This window comes from Microlunatus parietis (genome assembly GCF_013407955.1).
Classification (GTDB): Bacteria; Actinomycetota; Actinomycetes; order Propionibacteriales; family Propionibacteriaceae; genus Microlunatus; species Microlunatus parietis.
On record NZ_JACCBU010000001.1, the window covers coordinates 6,981,887 to 7,001,936 of the forward strand.

General features: G+C 69.9%; 15 protein-coding genes. 3 read left to right on the top strand and 12 right to left on the bottom strand.

All coding sequences use genetic code 11. The features are described 5' to 3' along the window. The gene (locus BKA15_RS33535) at positions 1–408 is read left to right on the top strand and encodes a universal stress protein (RefSeq protein ID WP_179757949.1); all 408 of its coding nucleotides are present in this window, start codon (positions 1–3) and stop codon (positions 406–408) included. A 136-nt stretch (positions 409–544) separates the two neighbouring features. Further along, a complete protein-coding gene (locus tag BKA15_RS33540) occupies positions 545–2,107 on the top strand; it encodes an RNA polymerase sigma factor (protein ID WP_312879724.1) in 1,563 nt (520 codons plus the stop codon). Positions 2,108–2,175: 68 nt separating this feature from the next. Here the strand turns inward: BKA15_RS33540 and BKA15_RS33545 are convergent, their stop codons facing one another. Next, positions 2,176–2,424: a DUF7455 domain-containing protein gene (locus BKA15_RS33545; protein WP_179757950.1), complete on the bottom strand. Its 249-nt coding sequence runs from the start codon at positions 2,422–2,424 to the stop codon at positions 2,176–2,178. Between the two features lie 212 nt (positions 2,425–2,636). Between BKA15_RS33545 and BKA15_RS33550 the strand changes: the two genes are divergently transcribed. Further along, entirely contained in the window at positions 2,637–4,730 is a 2,094-nt protein-coding gene (locus tag BKA15_RS33550; protein ID WP_179757951.1) for a DNA gyrase/topoisomerase IV subunit B, read from the top strand. Between the two features lie 6 nt (positions 4,731–4,736). Here the strand turns inward: BKA15_RS33550 and BKA15_RS33555 are convergent, their stop codons facing one another. The 11 genes from BKA15_RS33555 to BKA15_RS33605 form a co-directional block, all read right to left on the bottom strand. Next, positions 4,737–5,153, bottom strand: coding sequence for a PIN domain nuclease (locus tag BKA15_RS33555; RefSeq protein WP_179757952.1), 417 nt, complete (start codon positions 5,151–5,153; stop codon positions 4,737–4,739). Further along, positions 5,144–5,371, bottom strand: coding sequence for a type II toxin-antitoxin system VapB family antitoxin (gene vapB, locus BKA15_RS33560; RefSeq protein WP_246323445.1), 228 nt, complete (start codon positions 5,369–5,371; stop codon positions 5,144–5,146). Before vapB ends, BKA15_RS33555 begins: the two co-directional genes overlap by 10 nt. A 45-nt stretch (positions 5,372–5,416) precedes the next feature. Beyond that, a complete protein-coding gene (locus BKA15_RS33565; RefSeq protein WP_312879632.1) occupies positions 5,417–5,935 on the bottom strand; it encodes a beta-class carbonic anhydrase in 519 nt (172 codons plus the stop codon). A 122-nt stretch (positions 5,936–6,057) separates the two neighbouring features. Next, the gene (locus BKA15_RS33570; RefSeq protein ID WP_179757953.1) at positions 6,058–6,642 is read right to left on the bottom strand and encodes an HdeD family acid-resistance protein; all 585 of its coding nucleotides are present in this window, start codon (positions 6,640–6,642) and stop codon (positions 6,058–6,060) included. Between the two features lie 134 nt (positions 6,643–6,776). Next, entirely contained in the window at positions 6,777–9,299 is a 2,523-nt protein-coding gene (locus BKA15_RS33575; RefSeq protein WP_179757954.1) for a DUF4091 domain-containing protein, read from the bottom strand. A 68-nt stretch (positions 9,300–9,367) separates the two neighbouring features. Beyond that, positions 9,368–11,908, bottom strand: a complete 2,541-nt coding sequence (locus BKA15_RS33580; RefSeq protein ID WP_179757955.1) for a DUF4091 domain-containing protein — start codon at positions 11,906–11,908, stop codon at positions 9,368–9,370. Between the two features lie 86 nt (positions 11,909–11,994). Continuing rightward, complete coding sequence (locus tag BKA15_RS33585) at positions 11,995–14,436, bottom strand: DNA gyrase/topoisomerase IV subunit A (protein WP_179757956.1); 2,442 nt, start codon at positions 14,434–14,436, stop codon at positions 11,995–11,997. Next, positions 14,405–15,454 (bottom strand): hypothetical protein, encoded by a 1,050-nt coding sequence (locus BKA15_RS33590; RefSeq protein ID WP_179757957.1) that lies wholly within the window; start codon positions 15,452–15,454, stop codon positions 14,405–14,407. Before BKA15_RS33590 ends, BKA15_RS33585 begins: the two co-directional genes overlap by 32 nt. Before the next feature lie 105 nt (positions 15,455–15,559). Further along, on the bottom strand, positions 15,560–16,381 hold the full coding sequence (locus BKA15_RS33595; protein WP_179757958.1) for a CHAD domain-containing protein: 822 nt from the start codon (positions 16,379–16,381) through the stop codon (positions 15,560–15,562). Between the two features lie 20 nt (positions 16,382–16,401). Next, complete coding sequence (locus BKA15_RS33600) at positions 16,402–18,150, bottom strand: AMP-binding protein (protein WP_179757959.1); 1,749 nt, start codon at positions 18,148–18,150, stop codon at positions 16,402–16,404. Between the two features lie 156 nt (positions 18,151–18,306). After that, complete coding sequence (locus BKA15_RS33605) at positions 18,307–20,025, bottom strand: glycerol-3-phosphate dehydrogenase/oxidase (protein ID WP_312879633.1); 1,719 nt, start codon at positions 20,023–20,025, stop codon at positions 18,307–18,309. Positions 20,026–20,050: the final 25 nt, after the last annotated feature.

Below are 20,050 nucleotides of genomic sequence, written 5' to 3' on the forward strand. Positions count from 1 at the left end.
ATGAGCGACTCGGATGCGCAGGCAACGACGACGCCGACGATCGTTGTCGGCTACTCGGCCAAGCCGGAGGGAAGCGCGGCGTTGCGGACCGCCATCGTCGAGGCCGGGCGGCGTGATGCCCGGCTGATCGTCGTGCACACGTCGACCGCGGACGAGGTGGCTGCGCTCACCGACGAGCTCGACCAGTCCGGGGTGCCGTTCGAGGTCCGCAAGGCGCCGGACGAGCTGGACCCGGCGGATGAGGTGATCAACGCGGCCGAGGAGTCGCACGCCCTGTTCATCGTGATCGGGCTGCGCCGTCGTTCGCCGGTGGGGAAGCTGCTGCTCGGCAGCAACGCCCAGCGGGTGCTGCTGGACGCGTCCTGCCCGGTGCTCGCGGTCAAGGCCGAGTCGATCGCCGGGAGTTGATCCGCCGAAGTTGATCTTGGTGCGGCGGGTTGCCGTCGGAGCTCGTACCGCCGCGTCGATTCAGCCATTTTGGGTGGGCGTGTAAGAATACGTTCAGGAACGGCTCTTGACTTCCGACGGGCCGCGCCTGCCCTAGATACGATCCGGTACGCCCGAGAGGTCCTTAGTGTCATCCTCTTCAACTCCCAACGCCGCGCGCGAGGGAATCACGTCCGAATCCACCGTCGAAGCCATCGAGCCTTCGGCACCGCACCAGTCGAACGGCAGCGTCGCCGCTGCCGGCGCGACGCGGGCCAGCCAGGTATCCGCTGCGGTGACCAAGGACGAGGCGCCGGCCGCCAAGCGGCCAGGCCGTCCACCGGCCAAGAAGACGGCCGCCAAGAAGGCGAAGCTGAAGGCGGTCTCCGACGAGCCGGACGAGGCGGAGGGCGCGAGTCCGGGAACCCGGAAGACGGCCAAGAAGACCGCCGCGAAGGGTGCGGCCGCGAAGAAGGCCACCGCCAAGAAGGCGTCCAGGTCCGACGACGACGATGACGACGTCGAGATCACGCCGGAGGAACTCGAGGCCGATCTGCTGGTCGAGGTCGACGGCGACGATGTCGTGCTGACGGTGGGCAAGAAGCTCACCACCGACGACAAGCGGCGCGCCCTGGACGAGGTCGACGAGTCGACCTTCGAGCCGAAGAAGGAGGCCACCCTCGAGAAGGAACTGACCGAGGACGAGGGTTTCAGTCTCTCCGACGCCGACGACGCCGACGAGCCCGAGCAGCAGGTCGTCACGGCCGGCGCCACGGCCGACCCGGTCAAGGACTACCTGAAGCAGATCGGCAAGGTCGCGCTGCTGAACGCCGAGCAGGAGGTCGAACTCGCCAAGCGGATCGAGGCCGGCCTGTTCGCCGACGAGAAGCTGAACGACACCGCGGCCAAGGTGAAGGCCGCGCAGCGGGATGACATGGAGTGGATCGCCGAGGACGGGCGCCGCGCCAAGAACCACCTGCTGGAGGCCAACCTGCGGCTGGTCGTCTCGCTGGCCAAGCGGTACACGGGCCGCGGCATGCTCTTCCTGGACCTGATCCAGGAGGGCAACCTGGGCCTGATCCGTGCGGTCGAGAAGTTCGACTACACCAAGGGTTACAAGTTCTCCACCTATGCCACCTGGTGGATCCGGCAGGCGATCACCCGGGCCATGGCCGACCAAGCCCGGACCATCCGGATCCCGGTCCACATGGTGGAAGTGATCAACAAGCTGGCCCGGGTGCAGCGGCAGATGCTGCAGGACCTCGGCCGCGAGCCGACGCCGGAGGAGCTGGCGGCCGAGCTGGACATGACGCCGGAGAAGGTCGTCGAGGTGCAGAAGTACGGCCGCGAGCCGATCTCCCTGCACACCCCGCTGGGCGAGGACGGCGACTCCGAGTTCGGCGACCTGATCGAGGACTCCGAGGCGGTCGTGCCGGCCGACGCGGTCAGCTTCACGCTGCTGCAGGAGCAGTTGCACGACGTACTGGACACGCTCAGCGAGCGCGAGGCCGGCGTGGTCTCGATGCGGTTCGGCCTGACCGACGGCCAGCCGAAGACGCTGGACGAGATCGGCAAGGTCTACGGCGTGACCCGGGAACGGATCCGCCAGATCGAGTCGAAGACGATGAGCAAGCTGCGCCACCCGTCCCGGTCCCAGGTCCTCCGGGACTACCTGGATTGATCCCAGCACCGAAACGGCCCCCGATCGAAGGATCGGGGGCCGTTTCCGGTTGAGGTCTGTCGTGGGGGTTACTTCAGTCGCTCGGACTCGTCATGGATCTGCAGGGCGACCTGCTTCAGCTTGTCGGCGTGCTGCTTTCCGTGGTGGGCGCAGAACAGGAGTTCGGAGCCGGTCGCCAAGGTCACACGTACATAGGCCTGGGCACCGCAGCGGTCGCAGCGGTCGGCCGCGTCGAGGGTGGGGTCTTCGATCACGGATGTGCTCACGATAGGCCTCTCTTTCGCAACATGTCCGGTCCTCCCCCGGGTGTGAGTCATCCCGAGTCGGCGACCAGTACGGGCGTCGATATCTAGTGAACATCCTTCCGGGGGTGGAATGTTCCCCATTTCGGATCATGATCGTGAAAGTCGAGTAACGATCACCTCAGGATCAGCCCAGCGAACTCCAAGAATGGTGCTCCGGAGGCCGGATCCTCCGACACCGCGAGCATCTCCCGGGGACCGTCGGTGGGCGCCGGTAAGCTCACAGGGTGCCAAGTCCCGCGAAGTCCACGATCGGCAAGCCTGCAACGGAAAGCCGTGATTACGAGGCCCGGCACCTGCTGGTCCTGGAGGGGCTGGAGGCCGTCCGGAAACGGCCCGCGATGTACATCGGGTCGACCGACACCCGCGGGCTGATGCACTGCGTCTGGGAGATCATCGACAACGCCGTCGACGAGGCCCTGGCCGGATCCGGCAACGAGATCCTGGTCACGTTGGGCGCCGACGGCAGTGTGTCCGTCCAGGACCACGGCGCCGGCATCCCGGTCGACATCGAGCCACGGACCGGGCTGAGCGGTGTCGAGGTGGTCTTCACCAAGCTGCACGCCGGGGGCAAGTTCGGGGCGGGGTCGTACAACGCGACCGGTGGCCTGCACGGCGTCGGCGCCTCGGTGGTGAACGCCCTGTCCAGCCGGCTGGACGTGGAGGTGGACCGCAAGTCGGCGACCTGGGGGATGTCCTTCCGGCGCGGCGTGCCGGGCACGTTCGACGGCCCGGGCCCGGACGCGAAGTTCACCGCGGGCGGCGGCCTGCAGAAGCTCGGCAAGGCCAAGCGCGGCGCCACCGGCACCCGGATCACGTACTGGCCGGACCGTTCGATCTTCCTCAAGGACGCCCAGCTGTCCATCGAGGAACTGCACGCCCGGGCCCGGCAGACCAGCTTCCTGGTGCCCGGACTGGCCCTGGTCGTCACCGACGACCGCGGCCCGGAGACCTCGGTCGAGAAGTTCCTGCACGACGGCGGGATCACCGAGTTCTGCGAGTTTCTGGCGCCGGACCGCGCGATCAGCGACGTGATCCGGCTGCAGGGCCAGAGCCGGTTCACCGAGACCGTGCCGATGCTCGACGACAGCGGCGCGATGACGCCGACCGACGTGGAGCGGGATCTCGACGTCGACATCGCGATCCGCTGGGGCGAGGGCTACCAGACGATGGTGCAGTCCTACGTCAACATCATCCGGACGCCCAAGGGCGGCACCCACGTCACCGGCTTCGAGCGGGCGCTGACCAAGACGTTCACCGAGGTGATGCGCGGCACCCGGCTGCTGAAGAACGGCGACGAGGTGATCAAGGACGACGTGCAGGAGGGAATGACCGCGGTCGTCACGGTCCGGCTGGCGGAGCCGCAGTTCGAGGGCCAGACCAAGGAGGTGCTGGGCACGCCGCCGGTGGCCGCGCTGGTCCAGAAGACCGTCGCGGCCGAGCTGAAGAGCTTCCTCACCTCGACCAAGCGAGAGGCGAAGACCCAGGCCCGCGCGGTGATGGAGAAGGTGGTCTCGGCGTCCCGGTCCCGGGTCGCTGCCCGGCAGCACCGGGAGGCGCAGCGGCGGAAGAACGCGCTGGAGTCCTCGACCCTGCCGCCGAAGCTGAAGGACTGCCGGAGCAACGACGTCGACTCGACCGAGCTGTTCATCGTCGAGGGCGATTCGGCGCTGGGCACGGCGCAGCGGGCCCGCAACGGCGACACCCAGGCGCTGCTGCCGATCCGGGGCAAGATCCTGAACGTCCAGAAGGCCTCGGTCGGCGACATGCTGAAGAACGCCGAGTGCGCCTCGATCATCCAGGTGGTCGGCGCCGGCTCCGGCCGAAACTTCGACCCCGACGCGGCGCGCTACGGGAAGATCATCTTCATGGCCGACGCGGACGCCGACGGTGCCCACATCCGCTGTCTGTTGGCGACCCTGTTCTTCCGGTACATGCGGCCGCTGATCGACGCCGGGCGGGTCTACACCGCGGTGCCGCCGCTGCACCGGTTCGAGCTGACCAACCCCAAGAAGGGCCAGCCGAAGTACATCTACACGTACTCCGACGCCGAGTATCAGCGGAAGGCCGCCGAGCTGACCAAGAAGAACATCCGGTTCAGCGAGCCGCAGCGCTACAAGGGCCTGGGGGAGATGGACGCCAACCAGCTGTCCGAGACCACGATGAACCCGCGGCATCGGACCCTGCGCCGGATCACGGTCGACGACGCGATCCTGGCCGAGACGACATTCGAGATGCTGATGGGCAACGACGTGGCGCCGCGCAAGGAGTTCATCATCGACGGCGCGTACGCCCTCGACGCCGCGACGATCGACGCCTGATCGGCGTCACGATCGAAGTTCGAGTTCTTCGACGGGCTGCCCGGTCACGTCAGCAATCAGAGTGAAGTCCTGGTCGTGATGCAGAACGACGAGGTCCGTCAGTTCAGCGGTGGCCGCGATCAGCAGGTCCGGGACCGACGGCGCCCGATGGCAGCCACGGCGTGCCAGGATGCCTTGAACCTCGACGGCCCGGGCTTCGATGGCCGGCGTGAGATTCTGCACGGGCATACGGCTCACCGGTGGTTCCGTCACCAGCGCAGACCAGTCGTCGCCGGACCGCGCCGAGTATCCCACTTCCAGGACCGTAGCCGTCGTCACATGCACCAGACCACGTTCGATGCGTTCAGCCCACACCGAGGCCTGGGCGGCGACACTCAGCCTGGCGAACGCCGACTTGTCGACGAGCCAAGTCGTCATGACCATGCGTCACGCATGACATCCTCGTCGAGGAGATCACGACTCAGCCTGCCGACCCGTTCCAGATCCTCGATGCTGACGCGTCCCTCGTCCCGGGCAGCCTCTCGGGTGATCTGCCGGCGAAGGTACTCGCTGCGGGACAGACCCACTCGTGCGGCCCGTTCGTCGATCCGGGCAAGGTCATCCTCCGCGACGCCGCGAATCAACACATCCGTCATCGCCATCACCTCCGATATCAAAGGATATCAGGGGACGATGCGGGCTGAGCATTACAGCAACTGCTTGAGGGCTCCGGTGTCGACGTCGTACAGGAAGCCGCCGATCTCGGCCCGGCCGGCGATCAGCGGGTGGTCGCGGAGCCGCGCGACGTCGGCGGCGAGCCGGCCCTCCTGGTCGGGCGTGGCGCCGATCTTCAGGTCGCCGAGGTCGGCGCCGGTGCTGGCACGGACGGCGGCGGCGATGTCGGCGTCGGTCCCGGTCGCCATGGCACAGCGGGTGTGCGGGACGAGCAGGACGCGTCGCACATGGAGCAGGTGGACGCCGACGATCACGCCGATCAGGGCGTCGTCGGTCAGGTGAGCGCCGGGCGTACGCAGGATCTTGGCGTCGCCGATCCTCAAGCCCACCATGTGCAGCGGCAGGATCCGGGAGTCCATGCAGGTGAGCATCAGGACGCCGGCGCGGGCGATGCCGTCGAAGCCGCCGTCGGTGAACTGGCGCTGGAACTCGACGTTCGCAGCGAGCAGATCGTCGAAGCTGTCCTGGTGCGCGGGCACGGAATCCTCCACGACTGAAACTGTACGGCGCCGCCGCGGAGGCGATCATGGCGGCTCGCGGAGCGGGATCAGGCCGTCCACGGATCGGTCCGGGTTCAGCCGACCGGGGCGGGACGTGGGACGGAGTGAGTGGGTCAGGCGGCCCGGGCCGGCCGGTTCGTCGTACGGCGGACGACCAGGGCCACCACGATGATCGCGACGCCGAGCACCACCAGCAGCGCGCCGCCGACCGAGGTCATCAGGAGCAGGCTGGTGCTGGGCCAGATCAGGACGACGATCGCGGCCAGGATGCTGATCACACCGAACACGATCTGGGCCACCCGTTGCAGGCCGGCCCAGTTGTCGACGACGCCGGACACGATCGAGGTCACGCCGTCGACGAGCCAGCCCGCGGCGATCAGGATGGCGATCACCAGCAGCGACGTGCCGGGCCGGACGAAGCAGATGATGCCCGCTACGACGGTCAGCCCGCCCAGCACGCCGACGAGGCCGCGCCACCAGTTCGGTGCGGCCCTGGTGGTGACCGCGACCATGATCCGGAAGGCGCCGACGAACAGCAGTTGCAGGCCGAACAGCACGGCGATGATCAGCAGGGTCTGACCGGGCCAGACCATGACGAGGATGCCGAGGACGGCGGTCAGGACGCCGAGCACGATCGCCAGCCCGCCGAGCCGCGGTGGCGAACTGGAGATCTCGCTCGCGGTTGCTTCAGTGCTCACACCGCACCTCCTGGTGCCTCGACGATGGCCCGCAGCAGCGACTGAACGCCGTCAGGGTTATTGAATCCCCGGAACTCGCCCGTGGCAAGGAACAACGCCGAACCGACCAGCTCGGGGAGCGACGGGCAGAGAGGTCAGGCCCGGTTCAGCAGGTGCAGGGTGCGGGCCACCTCTCGCCGCCACTCGCGGTAGCTGGCGGGGTCCTCGGTGAAGTCGCGCGAGTTCCGGACGACGGCGGTCGCGCCCAGCGCAGCCTCGGCGCGTTGCCGGATCCCCGCCGGGGCGTCCGGGTGTTCGGCGAGGGCGCGGCGCAGTTCCTGCATCAGGTTGTAGTCCTCCAGCCCGTCGCGGATGTTTTCCAGCCGCAGGGACGACATCGGTCCGTCCGGACCGGGGTAGAAGATCGACCCGTCGCCCGCGGTCCCGTTGTAGGTGGCCGGGTTCCACTTCGACAGGATGCCGTCGTCGACCAGGAGTTGCGTCCCCCGGTCCGCGAGCAGCCACCGGTTCGTCGCGTAGTAGAGGATCCCCTCGACACCCGACTGGTGCGACATCGGGCCCATCAGCATCCGGGAGTCGATCGGCGGGTAGCCGTTGAACCAGTTCGGCTGCGGATAGTTGGTGGAGATCGCGTGGTACCACCACACCTGGTCACCCCGGGCGCGCGCTGCCTCGGCGCCGTCGTAGCGGTAGCCGTCGATCCAGGGCACCCAGATGTCGACCAGGCCGGTGAGCTGCGTCGCTTCGCCGAAGGTGTCGTCGCGTAGCGTGGTCATGATCGGCAGGTCGGGGAAGCGCTCCTTGATCCTGGTGAACGTGTGCCGAGCCGCGTTGAGCATCGGCCCGGTCGACTCGTCGAAGCCGTACACGACGGCCTGGTCGGCGACGCCGGCCGCCTCGTAGTCGGCCATCGCGGTCTCGAGTTGGCCGATCCAGACGTCGATCTGGGTGTCCCAGGTCTCGGGCTTCTTCGGGTCGAGCAGCCCGGCCCACAGGTACATCGCGGTGAACTGGCCCAACCCGTAGTGATCCCGGATGTAGGTGATCCGTTCCACCGGTTGGGGCACGAACTTCTGCGCCGGCGGCAGCGGCGTCGGGTTCTGGTTCACGGTGTAGATCTGGTCCGGCTGGATCTTGCGCTCGGCCAGGAAGTCCCAGAACTTGATCGTCATCGCCTCCCGCTCGGCGGGGTCGGTGATCCCGTACAGCTCGTGCACCAGCCACGGCGTGAACTGGAACGAGGTCCGCAGCTCCGGGCGGTCCTGCAGGGTGGTCGGCCACACTGTCGCGATCACGGTCATCCGGCGGGCGGGTTCGTCGTCCGCCCGCACGGTCAGGGTCAACCGGTAGGTGCCCGGGTTCGCGTCCCGGCCGGAGGTCAGGCTGACCAGGTAGGGCTGGACGTCCCCGGCCGGCACGTCCACCTCGGCGAGGTCGGTCCGGATCGGATCCGGGGTCCAGCCGGTGTAGGTGTCCCGGCCGTACGCGGAGGTCGGCCTGGTGAACAGCGAGCCGACCGGGGCGACGGTGGCCGCCAGGTGCGCGGCCGGCGCCGGCTTCCCGTCGGGTCCGTGCACGCCTGTGACGCTGATCGAGACGTCCGACAGGTCGACGCCGTACGGGACCACCACGGTCTGGGTGTGTTCGGTCTCCCCGCGCGCCAGCTCGATCTTCGGGGCCGCGCCGGTGCTCGGCCAGGTCAGCTCCTTCGGGTACACCAGGCTCATCGAGTCCGCCGAGTCCAGGCCGAACCTGGCGTCGGGCTGCTGCTGCCGCAGGGTGAGGATCTGCTCCAGGCGGGCCGGTGCCGCGGTCAGGCCGTCGACCTCGGCGATCATGGCGGCGTACTGGTCGGCGGTGCTGATCTTGGCCAGGCTCTCCCGGATCCGGGTGGAGGTGTCGAGCCACTTGTCGATCATGGCCTTCATCGGCGCATACGACGGGGAGTCCGCCGTACCCAGCAGGCGGGCCAGCTCTGCCAGCTCGGCGTCGACGCCGTCGAGGGTGCCGGGGAAGTCGACCTGGTCGATCAGGTTCTGCACGACCCGAGCGCCGAAGGCGGCGTTGTCCGGTGTGCCGTCGACCAGCCGGAACCCGTCGAAGAACCCCTGCACCGGTTCGCTGCGGCGCGGGATGGAGATGCCCAGGTAACGGATGTCGGTCAGGTCGATGCCGGCCGCGGTGACGTCGGCCAGCCGGATCTGCACCGGGGTCCAGCCACGGCCACGGATCGGGTAGCTCGTGCCCCAGGCGACACCCCGGTCGTCGCGGATGGTGATCCGGCCGCTGGTGGTGTAGTCGGTCGGCATCCAGAAGTCCCACACCAGGTACGTGTGACCGGACCAGTCGTTCACCGGCATGCTCGCCGTGTCCTGGTGCAGGGTGAGGCCGGCGTTGTCCAGGGCGCCGGGGGTGTCGCGGGGCGCGACGGTGAACTCCACGCCGCTGTCACCGTGGCTCCCGTACGGCACCCGGATCGCGGCGTCGTGGCCGGGCACGCTCACCGTGGCCGCCGCCACCGCCTCGTCGGTCTCGAAGTCCTGCCACACGCCGGCCGTCGCGGCGCGGGCGGGAGGAGCGGCGACCAGCACCAGACTCGCCACGAGCGCCAGGATGATCAACAACGGCACCGATCGGGTACGGGAGACGGGACGCATCGGGTTGGTCCTTTCGACGGGGTCGGTCGACGATGACGCTGGACGGGTCGAAGCCTCGGACGGCGCGGTCAGCTCTGAGCGAGCAGCTGCAGGGTGCGGGCGACCTCTCGCCGCCACTCGCGGTAGCTGGCGGGGTCCTCGGTGAAGTCGCGCGAGTTCCGGACGACGGCGGTCGCGCCCAGCGCAGCCTCGGCGCGTTGCCGGATCCCCGCCGGGGCGTCCGGGTGTTCGGCGAGGGCGCGGCGCAGTTCCTGCATCAGGTTGTAGTCCTCGAGCCCGTCGCGGACGTTCTCCAGCCGCAATGACGACATCGGGCCGTCCGGGCCCGGGTAGAAGATCGACCCGTCGCCGGCGGTGCCGAAATAGGTGGCCGGGTTCCACTTCGAGAGAATGCCGTCGTCGACCAGAAGTTGATCACCCCGGTCGGCGCGGGGCCAGCGGTTCGTCGCGTAGTAGAGGACCCCCTCGACACCCGACTGGTGCGACATCGGGCCCATCAGCATCCGGGCGTCGATCGGCGGGTAGCCGTTGAACCAGTTCGGCTGGGGGTAGCGGGTGGAGATGGCGTGGTACCACCACACCCGTTCGCCGTTCGCCCGGGCCTGTTCGGCCAGGTCGTAGCGGTAGCCGTCGACCCAGGGCACCCAGATGTCGACCTCCTCGACCAGGCCGGTGCTCTGCCCGAACGTGTCGTCGCGCAGCGTGGTCATCGTGGGCAGGTCGGGGAACCGTTCCTTGATCCGGGCGAAGGTGTGTTCGGCGGCGCGCAGCAGTGGGCCGGTCGACTCGTCGAAGCCGTAGACGACGGCCTGGTCGGCCACCCCGGCCGCTTCGTACTCGGCCATCGCGGTCTCCAACTGGCCGATCCAGAGGTCGATCTGGGTGTCCCAGGTCTCGGGCTTGTTCGGGTCGAGCAGGCCGGCCCACAGGTAGAGCGCGGTGAACTGCTTCAGCCCGTACCGTTCCTTGATCTTGACGATGTCCTCGACCGGCTGCGGCCGGAAGTCGCCGGGTCCAGGTTTCGCCGGGTCGAACGCCGTGGTGTAGATCTGGTCGGGCTGGATCTTGTGCTCGGCCAGGAAGTCCCAGTACTTCAGCCGCATCGCCTCGCGCTCGGCCGGGTCGGTGATCCCGTGCAGGTCCCAGGCCAGCCAGGGCGTGAACTGGAACGCGGTCCGCAGCTCGGGACGGTCCTGCGGCGTGATCGGCCACACCTTCACCGTCACCGTGATCCGCTGCTCCGGCTGGCCGTCGGCACTGATCGCGACCCGCACCCGGAAGGTGCCGGCCGCGGCGTCGGTGCCGGAGTCCACGCTCACCAGGTACGGCTGCACGTCCCGCGCGGCGAGGTCGACCCGGTCGAGGTCGTGCCGGAGCGGATCCGGCGTCCAGCCGGTGTAGGTCGGGCGGTTGTACGCCGAGCTCGGCACCGTGTACAGCGATCCGATCGGGGTGACCGACGCTGCCAACGCTTCGGCCGGCACGGCTGTGCCGCCGGGTCCACGGATGTCGAGCACCCGGGCCGAGACTCCGGTGAGCGCGGCGCCGTACGGGACGACGACCAGCTGGGTGTGCTCGGTCTCGCCACGGGCCAGCTCGACCAGCGGCTCCGGCCCGGTGCTCGGCCAGGGCAGGTCCTTCGGATATACCAGGGTCATCGAGTCCGCGGTGTCCAGGCCGAACAGCCCGTCGGGCCTGCGACTTCGGACGTCCAGCACCTGCATCAGCCGGGCCGGCGCCGCGGTCAGCTCGGCGAGTTCGGCGAGCATGGCCTGCAGCTGGGCCGGGGTCGCGATCTGGTCCAGCCTCTGGCGGAGGTCGGCGGACCGGCCCGCCACCTGGTCGATCCAGGCCTTCATCGGCGCGTACGAGGCGCCGCCGTCGGAGCCGAGCAGCTCGCGGGCCTGCGCGAGCTCGGCGTCGACCCGGTCGAGGACGTCGGCCGCTCCGGTCAGCGCGAGCAGGTCCGGGACGACGGCCGCCCGTTCGGCGGACTCGTCGATCGCGGTGTCGGAGAGTCGCACGTGGTCGACAAACATCACCCGCTCCTCGCCGCTGCGAGCGGCGCTGACCTGGATGTGCTGCAGCCGGTCCAGATCCACCCCGGCGCCGGCGATGTCGGCGGTGCGAATCTGGAAGACCCGGTAGTCGTACGGCGTGGCAGCGAGCGACCGCTGGAGGTAGCGGCCGTCGAGGTCGCGTACCACGACGTACAGCGTGGTCGGGGTGGCCGACGCGTTCGCGACGCCGACCTGGAGGTACGTGTGCGAGGACCAATCGGCGGGCTGCAGCGTCGTGCCGTCGGCCAGCCAGACCCGCGGAAAGATCGTGCTCCCGCTGTCGCGGGTGCCGGCGAGGGTGAACCTGAGGGCGCTGGAGCCCTCGCCGGCGAAGGCGTCGCTGCGCGTCGCGGTGTCGTGCTCCGGGTCGGCCAGGGTGACGCCCCGCAGGCTGCTGTCGTCCTCGAAGCCGGTGAGCAGCACGGTCCCGGCGGCGACGGCCGGTCCGGCCGTCGCCACCAGGCCGAGTGTCAGGACCAGTCCCAGCAGGACCGCGAGCGTGGAGACGACCGGAGAGTTCTGGGTGCGCCGCTGATCAACCTTGTCCATGGGTGACACCGCTTCCTGACCTGTGAAGGTTTAGGTGTCACCGTAATGAAGTTTTAGCCTGACCGGAAGGGATCGGGTGAGTCGGCTCAGCCACCGGCCGGGGCGATCGCGTTCAGCGGCTGGCCGGCGGGGGAGCCGGAGCCGTCCCGGCGGCCGTCCGCCGCGGGCAGGTCGATCGGCGCACCGCTCGCCGCGGCCGCGATCGCGGGAGCCGGGCCGGCCCAGGCCAGCAGCAGCGTGTCTTCGCCCTTGAGGAAGCGGTGGCACCGGACGCCGCCGGTGGCCCGGCCCTTGCCCGGATACTCAGAGAACGGGGTGACCTTGATCGTTCCCGAGTCGGTGCCGGGCAGCGCACCGGAGCTGCCGGCCACGGTCACGACGACCGCCTCGCCGTCCGGCACCGCGCCGAAGAACACGGCGGACGCGCCGGGGGACAGCTTGATGCCGGCGATGCCGCCGCCGGACCTGCCCTGCGGTCGTACCGCCGAAGCGGGGAAGTGCAGCAGTTGCGCGTCCGAGGAGACGAACGCGAGCTCGGTCTCGGCGCTGGTCAGCTCCAGCGCGCCGATCACCCGGTCGCCCGGTTCCAGCCGGATCACGTCCCACGAGTCCTTGGCCAGCACCTCGGGATTGACCCGCTTCACGACGCCGCGGGCGGTGCCGAGCGCCAGGCCGAGGGAGTCCTCGGCGAGCGTGGTCAGGGCCAGGACCGTCTCGCCGGCCTCGAGTGTGACCAGCGCGGTGAGCGGCACGCCGCCCTGCAGGTTCGGCGCCGCCGCGGTGGTCGGGACCGTCGGCAGGTCGATCGCGTTGATCTTGATCACCCGGCCGGCCGAGGTGACCAGGCCGAACTCGCCGCGCGCGGTCGCGACGATCCGCGAGGTGATCACGTCGTGGTTGGCCCGGGCGATCGCCGGCGGCAGCGGCTCGGCGTGGTCGGTCCGGGCCAGCAGCCCGGCGGAGGAGAGCAGGATCCAGCACGGGTCGTCGGCCACCTCGAGCGGGGCGGCGGCCGCCGAGGTGGCGATGCCGTCGGCCGCGAGCAGGATGGTCCGGCGCGGCGTCCCGTGCTGCTTGGCGATCTCGGCCAGCTCGTTGCCGACCAGGCTGCGCAACTGGTCCTCGTTCTCCAGGATCGCGGTCAGCTCGGTGATCGTCTGCTGCAGCTCGTCGCGCTGCTTCTCCAATTCGATCTTGGAGAACTTGGTCAGCCGGCGCAGTGGCATGTCCAGGATGTAGTTGGCCTGGATCTCGGACAGGTCGAAGACCTCCATCAACCTGGCCCGCGCCGCCGCCGCATCGTCGGATCCGCGGATGATCGCGATCACGTCGTCGATGTCGAGGATCGCGGTCAGCAGGCCCTCGACCAGGTGCAGCCGATCGTTCGCCTCGCCCAGCCGGTACTGCGTCCGTCGCCGTACCACGTCGAGGCGGTGATCCAGATAGACGGTCAGCATGTCGCGCAGCGTCATCGTCCGCGGCTGGCCGTCGACCAGCGCCACCGCGTTGATCGAGTACGAGTCCTCGAGCTTGGTCAGCTTGTAGAGCTGCTCCAGCACCGCATCCGGGTTGAACCCGTTCTTGATCTCGATCACCAGGCGGGTCGCGTTCTCCATGTCGGAGAGGTCGATCACGTCGGCGATGCCCTGCAGCCGCTTGCTGGTGACCAGCTGCTTGATCTGCTCGATGATCTTCTCCGGGCCGATCAGGTACGGCAGCTCGGAGACCACGATGCCCTTGCGCCGCGGGTGCACCTGCTCCACCCGCGCGGTGGCCCGGATCCGGAACGAGCCCTTGCCGGTGGCGTAGGCCTCCCGGATCCCGTCCAGCCCGATGATCTTGCCGCCGGACGGCAGGTCCGGGCCCGGGACGAACCGCATCAGCGCGTCCAGGTCGGCGTCCGGGTGCTTGATCAGGTGCCGCAGCGCCTGGACGACCTCGATCAGGTTGTGCGGCGGGATGTTGGTGGCCATGCCGACCGCGATCCCGGTGGTGCCGTTCACCAGCAGGTTCGGGAAGGCGGCCGGGAGCACCGACGGCTCGACGTCCTTGCCGTCGTAGTTCGGCTTGAAGTCGACCGTGTCCTGGTCCAGGTCGGTCGTCATCGCCAGCGCCGCCGGCGCCATCCGGCACTCGGTGTACCGCATCGCGGCCGGGCCGGCGTCCAGCGAGCCGAAGTTGCCGTGGCCGTCGGTGAGCGGCAGCCGCATGTTCCACGGCTGGGCGGTCCGGACCAGCGCGTCGTAGATCGCGGTGTCGCCGTGCGGGTGGTACTTACCCATGACCTCACCGACGACGCGCGCGCACTTCACGTGCGGCCGGTCCGGCCGGACCCGCATCTCGTCCATCGCATACAGCGTGCGCCGCTGCACCGGCTTCAGCCCGTCCCGCGCGTCCGGCAACGCCCGGGCGTAGATCACCGAGTAGGCGTACTCCAGGAAGCTGTTCTGCATCTCCGACGAGACGTCGATGTCGACGATCCGTTCGGTGAAATCGTCATCCGGCGGTGCTGGGGGCTTGCGGGCCATGGGGCTGTTCGTGGTCCTTACTGCGATCTGATCGGGGGCGCGGTTCACCCCTCCCTGCATTCTGCCTGTTCGGTACGACAGCGGCGCGGACCGGCACGCAGCCGGCGGCGACCGAGTCGGTCAGCCGGGCGTAACCGGCCGCCGCCAGGAGCAGCCCGAGTCCCCACAGCGTGTAGCCGCCGATCATCAGCCAGGCTGCCGGATCGGCGGAGTCATGGCCGGTGAGCAGGGCGCCGATGCCGCCGATGCCGAAGTACGCCAGCAACCCCGCCGCCATGACCAGGCCCGGGACCAGGACCAGCAGCCGGGGGATCCGGCGGCCCGCCAGACCCGGCACCCACCGCGGCCAGGCCCGTCCCCAGGGCCGGATCAGGGCCAGCGGCAGCACCGTACCGGCGAGCACCAGCAGCGCCACGAACAATTGGAAGCCGAGCCCGCCGGGTCCGGACACGCCGGCGGTGAGGATGTCCGGGAGTTCGACCGCAAACCGGGCCGCGAACCCGGCGACGGCCAGCCAACCGCCGGCAACGGCCCAGCCGGGCGGGCGGGTGCGCAGGTCCGGGTGACGGCCGCCGCAGCGCGGGCAGGCCGGCCGGGATGCCCGGGCCCTGGCCACCGCGGCCAGCAGGGTCAGCCCGCCGCCGGCCGCACCGGCCACCCGGACCACCAGCCGGGCCAGGTCGTCGGCCGGCATCGGCAGCCCGAACGGAATCATCAGCAGCATCAGCAGCCCGATCCAGGCCAGCATGCTGTACGCGAGCAACGCGGCACCGGCCGCCGCGGCGGCGACCGCGGCCGGCCGCCAGGCCCGCGGGACCAAGATCATGATCATGATCGAGGCGACCGCGATCACGGCCGGGAGCACCGGGACCCAGCCGCCCGGGAACACCGAGACTCCGTGTGCCCAGGCGGGTTCGCCCATGATCAACCAGGCCAGGTGGACCAGGGCGTAGCCCAGGTTGATGACGACGGCGGCGACGGCGAACCGGAGGAAGCGGTGCTGGTCGACCATGATCATGATCTTGTTCCGGTGCCCGTCGGAGCGGCAGCCCGGCACGGGTGATCGGACGCCCGGCGGTTCCCCCTTGTGGGGGAGCCACGGAATCGGCGAACGCCCTACCGGTCAGGGGAGTCGGGTCTCGTCGGCGATCGCGCGCTCCCGGTCGAGCAGCCGGCGCCGGACCGCGGCGGGCTCGGTGGAGTTGTCGGAGCGGGCCTCCAGGAACTGGGTGGCGACGACCGCGTCCTGGTGCCGGCCGAGGCGCTGGTGCAGCTTGCGGCTGCGGCGGGCCCGGCGGCGGTGCTTCTTGCGCTTCTTCGACGAGCGGTGGATCGGCAGCCGGTCCTCGAGTTCGAGGGCGTACCGGTGTCGCTTGGCCGCCTTCCGGACCCGGTGCAGTGCCTCGTCGTCGGCGTCGTCCTTGGCCGCGCTCCGGACCCGCTTCTTCTGGGTACGCCCGGCTCGCCGGACCAGGTCGACCAGGTCGCCGGCCGAGACCCCCTCGACGCGGATCGGCGGATCGTCCCGCCAGCGTTCGAGCTCCGCCCGCAGCTCCGCGTACCGGCGGGAAGCGAGCGCTTCGGCCGCGGACCGCCGGGCCTGCTGCCGCCGGTCGTCCAGTTCGGCCAGCACCGGCGCCACCTCGCCGGCGTCCAGGCCCGGCTCGCGGTCGGCATGGTCCGCGAACCGTTCGGCCAGGACGTCGGGATCGCGGATCTCGCCGAGCACACCGGTCAGCCATCGCGCCTCCTGCTCCAGGGGCCCGGCCTGGTCGGGATCGATCACCCGGGCGAAGGTGCGCAGCGTGCTCCGCAGCCGGCGCAGGGCGATCCGGGTGTCGTGCACGACCTCGGCGTCGCCCAGGCCGGCGGCCGTCAACCGGATGACGATCCCGCATTGCTCACTCAGGTAGTCCCGCAGCGCCGCCCCCGGCCTATCGCCCATGGCTTCAGTATCGACCTCGATCAGAAGGCGAAGTCCGAATCGTAGAACTCGCCTTCGGCGCGGCCGTCCCGGCCGTCCTCGGCGGTGCGCAGTTCGACCCGGCGGATCTTGCCGCTGATCGTCTTCGGGAGATCGGTGAACTCGAGCTTGCGGATCCGCTTGTACGGCGCCGCATGATCACGGACGTACGCCAGGATCGAGCGAGCCGTGTCGGCATCGGGTGCGTGACCGGCGGCCAGCACCACGTACGCCTTCGGCACGGCGTGCCGGATCGGGTCGGGGGACGGCACCACGGCGGCCTCGGCGACGGCCGGGTGCTCGATCAGCACCGACTCCAGCTCGAACGGGCTGATCCGGTAGCCGCTGGCCTTGAACACGTCGTCGGCCCGGCCGATGAACGTCAGATAGCCCTCGTCGTCGATCTCCACGACGTCGCCGGTGTGGTAGACGCCGCCGGCGAAGGCACCGTCGTTGAGCTCGCTGTCGTACTCGCCGGCCCGGTGCTGATACCCGGTCATCAGGGGCAGCGGCCGGTCCGGGGCCGGCCCGGGGTCGCTGTCGCAGCCGCTGCGCGCGGTGCCGGTCAGTTCCAGGCAGAGCTCGCCCTCGCGCTCGGCCGGCTGGCCGGTGGCCGGGTCGATCAGCTTGATCACGTACCCGGGCAGCGGCCGGCCCATCGAACCGGGCTTGAGCGGCTGGCCCGGCGGATTGCCGATCTGGGCGGTGGTCTCGGTCTGGCCATAACCGTCCCGGATGGTCAGGTGCCAGGCCTGGCGTACCTTCTCGATCACCTCGGGGTTGAGCGGTTCGCCGGCCGAGACACACTCGCGGAGGGCGTGCCGGGCCGTGGTCAGGTCGGCCTGGACCAGCATCCGCCAGACGGTCGGCGGCGCGCACAGGGTGGTCGCCCGGGTCCGTTCCAGCACCCGCATCAGGTCGTTCGGGTCGAACCGCGCGTAGTTGTAGACGACGATCGTGGCGCCGGCCAGCCAGGGCGCGAAGAAGCTGCTCCAGGCGTGCTTGGCCCAGCCCGGGGACGCGGCGTTGAGGTGGATGTCGCCCGGCTTCAGCCCGATCCAGTACATGGTCGACAGATGCCCGATCGGGTACGAGATCTGAGTGTGCTGGACCAGCTTCGGCTGTGCCGTGGTCCCGGACGTGAAGTAGAGCAGCAGCGGGTCGCCGCTCTTGCTGGCCCCGGGTAGGTGCGGGTTCGCGCCGCGGAACTCCTCGGCCCGGCCGTAGTCGACCCAGCCGTCGACCGGCCCCTCGGCGCCGACCAGGATCCGGCCCGCCTCGGGCCGCAGCTCGGCCAGCCGCTCGGCGTCGGCGGCCTGGGCCACCAGCAGCCGGGCGCCGCCGCGGTCGATCCGGTCGGCCAGGTCGGTCGCTGCGAGTTGCTGGGCCGCGGGAATGATCACCGCGCCGAGCCGGATCGCGCCGAGCATGATCTCCCACAGCGGGGCGATGTTGCCGAGTACGAGCAGCAGCCGGTCACCGCGGCGCAGGCCGAGATCGGCCAGCAGGTGGGCCACCGCGACCGACCGGGCGGACAGTTCGGCGAAGCTCAGCTTCTCCTCGCGTTCGCCGTCGATCACCCACAGCGCGGTGCCGTCCGGATTCTCCTCGGCCAGGCCGTCGAACCAGTCGGTGGCGAAGTTGAACACCGGCAGGTCCGGCCAGGTGAAGCCGGCGTGGGCCGTCGGGTAGTCGTCCCGATGCTGGATCAGGAAATCACGAGCTGCCCTCAACGCCGCCGGCTGGACCATGGGGCCGACGTTACCGAGCTTTCCGTCAGGGGGGAAAGCCGCATCCGGCCTCACGAATCCGCGACTGTCCCACTCAGCCGCGACCGTTGCAACGGTCGCGGACAGGCGGAACGGTCGCGGGTGTGGAGGTGGGCCGGTCGCTGTGGACCGTGGGCCTCAGCGCCCGCCGCCCATCCGGACGTCCGGCGCGCCGAGCCGGGCCGCGTCGGCGGACAGGTCGTCCGGCTGGTGCTGCGACTCCCGTTCGGCGGCGACCCGCTTGCGGTAGTGCTCCACCTCGCGGGCGATCGCCGCGGCGTCCCAGCCCAGGATCGGGGCGACCAGTTCGGCGACCTCCTGGGCCGCGGCGTTGCCGCGATCCCAGGTCTCGATGGAGATCCGGGTCCGCCGGGCCAGGATGTCGTCGAGGTGCAGCGCCCCCTCGTGGGAGGCCGCGTAGACCGCCTCGACCTTCAGATAGTCGGGCGCGCTGTCCAGCGGCCGGGCCAGCCGGGGATCGGTCGCGATCAGATCGGTCAGCTCGCCGATCAGGGACCCGTACCGGTTCAGCAGGTGTTCCACCTGGCCGATCCGCAGACCGTTTCGCTCGGCCAGGATCGCCCGGCCGTTCCAGAGCGCGGTGAACCCGTCTGCCCCGAGCAGCGGTACGTTCTCGGTGCAGGACCGTGGCACCGTACTGCTGGCACCCGGCGGCACAAGATCATGAACGGCGGCGTCCACGGCATCCTTGGCCATGATCCGGTACGTGGTGTACTTGCCGCCGGCGACCATGATCAATCCCCGGACTGGCGAGGCGACCGCGTGCTCCCGGGACAGCTTGCTGGTCGAGTCCGACTCGCCGGCCAGCAACGGCCGCAGCCCGGCGTAGACGCCGACCACGTCGTCCCGGACGAGCTTGTCGGCGAGCAGTGTGTTGGCGTGATCCAGCAGGTAGTCGATGTCGGCCTGGCTCGCCGCCGGGTGCGCCTTGTCCAGGTCCCAGTCGGTGTCCGTGGTGCCGATGATCCAGTGCCCGCCCCACGGGATGATGAAGAGCAGGCTCTTCTCGGTCCGGGTGATCAAGCCGGTGGTCGAGTTGATCCGGTTCCGCGGCACCACCAGGTGGATGCCCTTCGAGGCCCGGACCTGGAACTGGCCACGGCCGCCCAGCATGGCCTGGATCTCGTCGATCCAGACCCCGGTCGCGTTGATCGTCTGCCGGGCCCGGATCTCGAACTCGTCCCCGCCTTCAAGATCACGAACGATCACTCCGGCGACCCGGTCCTCCTCGCGGAGGAAGCCGACCACCCGGGTGCTGCTGGCCACCAGCGCGCCGTAGTGGGCCGCGGTCCGGGCCAGCATCATCGTGTGCCGGGCGTCGTCGACCTGCCCCTCGTAGAACGCGATCGAGCCGACCAGCGCCGACCGGTCCGCGGACGGGAAATACTCCAGGGTCTTGCGCCGGGACAGGTGCCGCAGATGATGCGGTACGCCGCGGCCGGCACCCATGATGTCGTACACGCCGATGCCGAGGCCGGCGTAGCCGCGGTCGATCACCTTCTTGCGCAGCGGATAGAGGAACCGGACCGGCTTGGCCAGGTGCGGGCAGAGCCGGTTCAGCGCCAGGGAACGTTCCTTGAGGGCCTCGAAGACCAGCGAGAAGTTCAGCTGCTCCAGGTAGCGCAGCCCGCCGTGGAACAGCTTGCTGGACCGGCTGGAGGTGCCGGCGGCGTAGTCGCGGGCCTCGACCAGGCCCACCCGCAGGCCGCGGGTGACGGCGTCCAGGGCGGCGCCGGCACCGGTCACGCCGGCGCCGATCACCAGCACGTCGAGCTCGTCGGCCGCCAGCCGGGCCAGCGCCTCGCGCCGGCTCTCCGGATTCAGCGGTGCGGTCACCGATGTCACAGGTCCTCCGATCGAA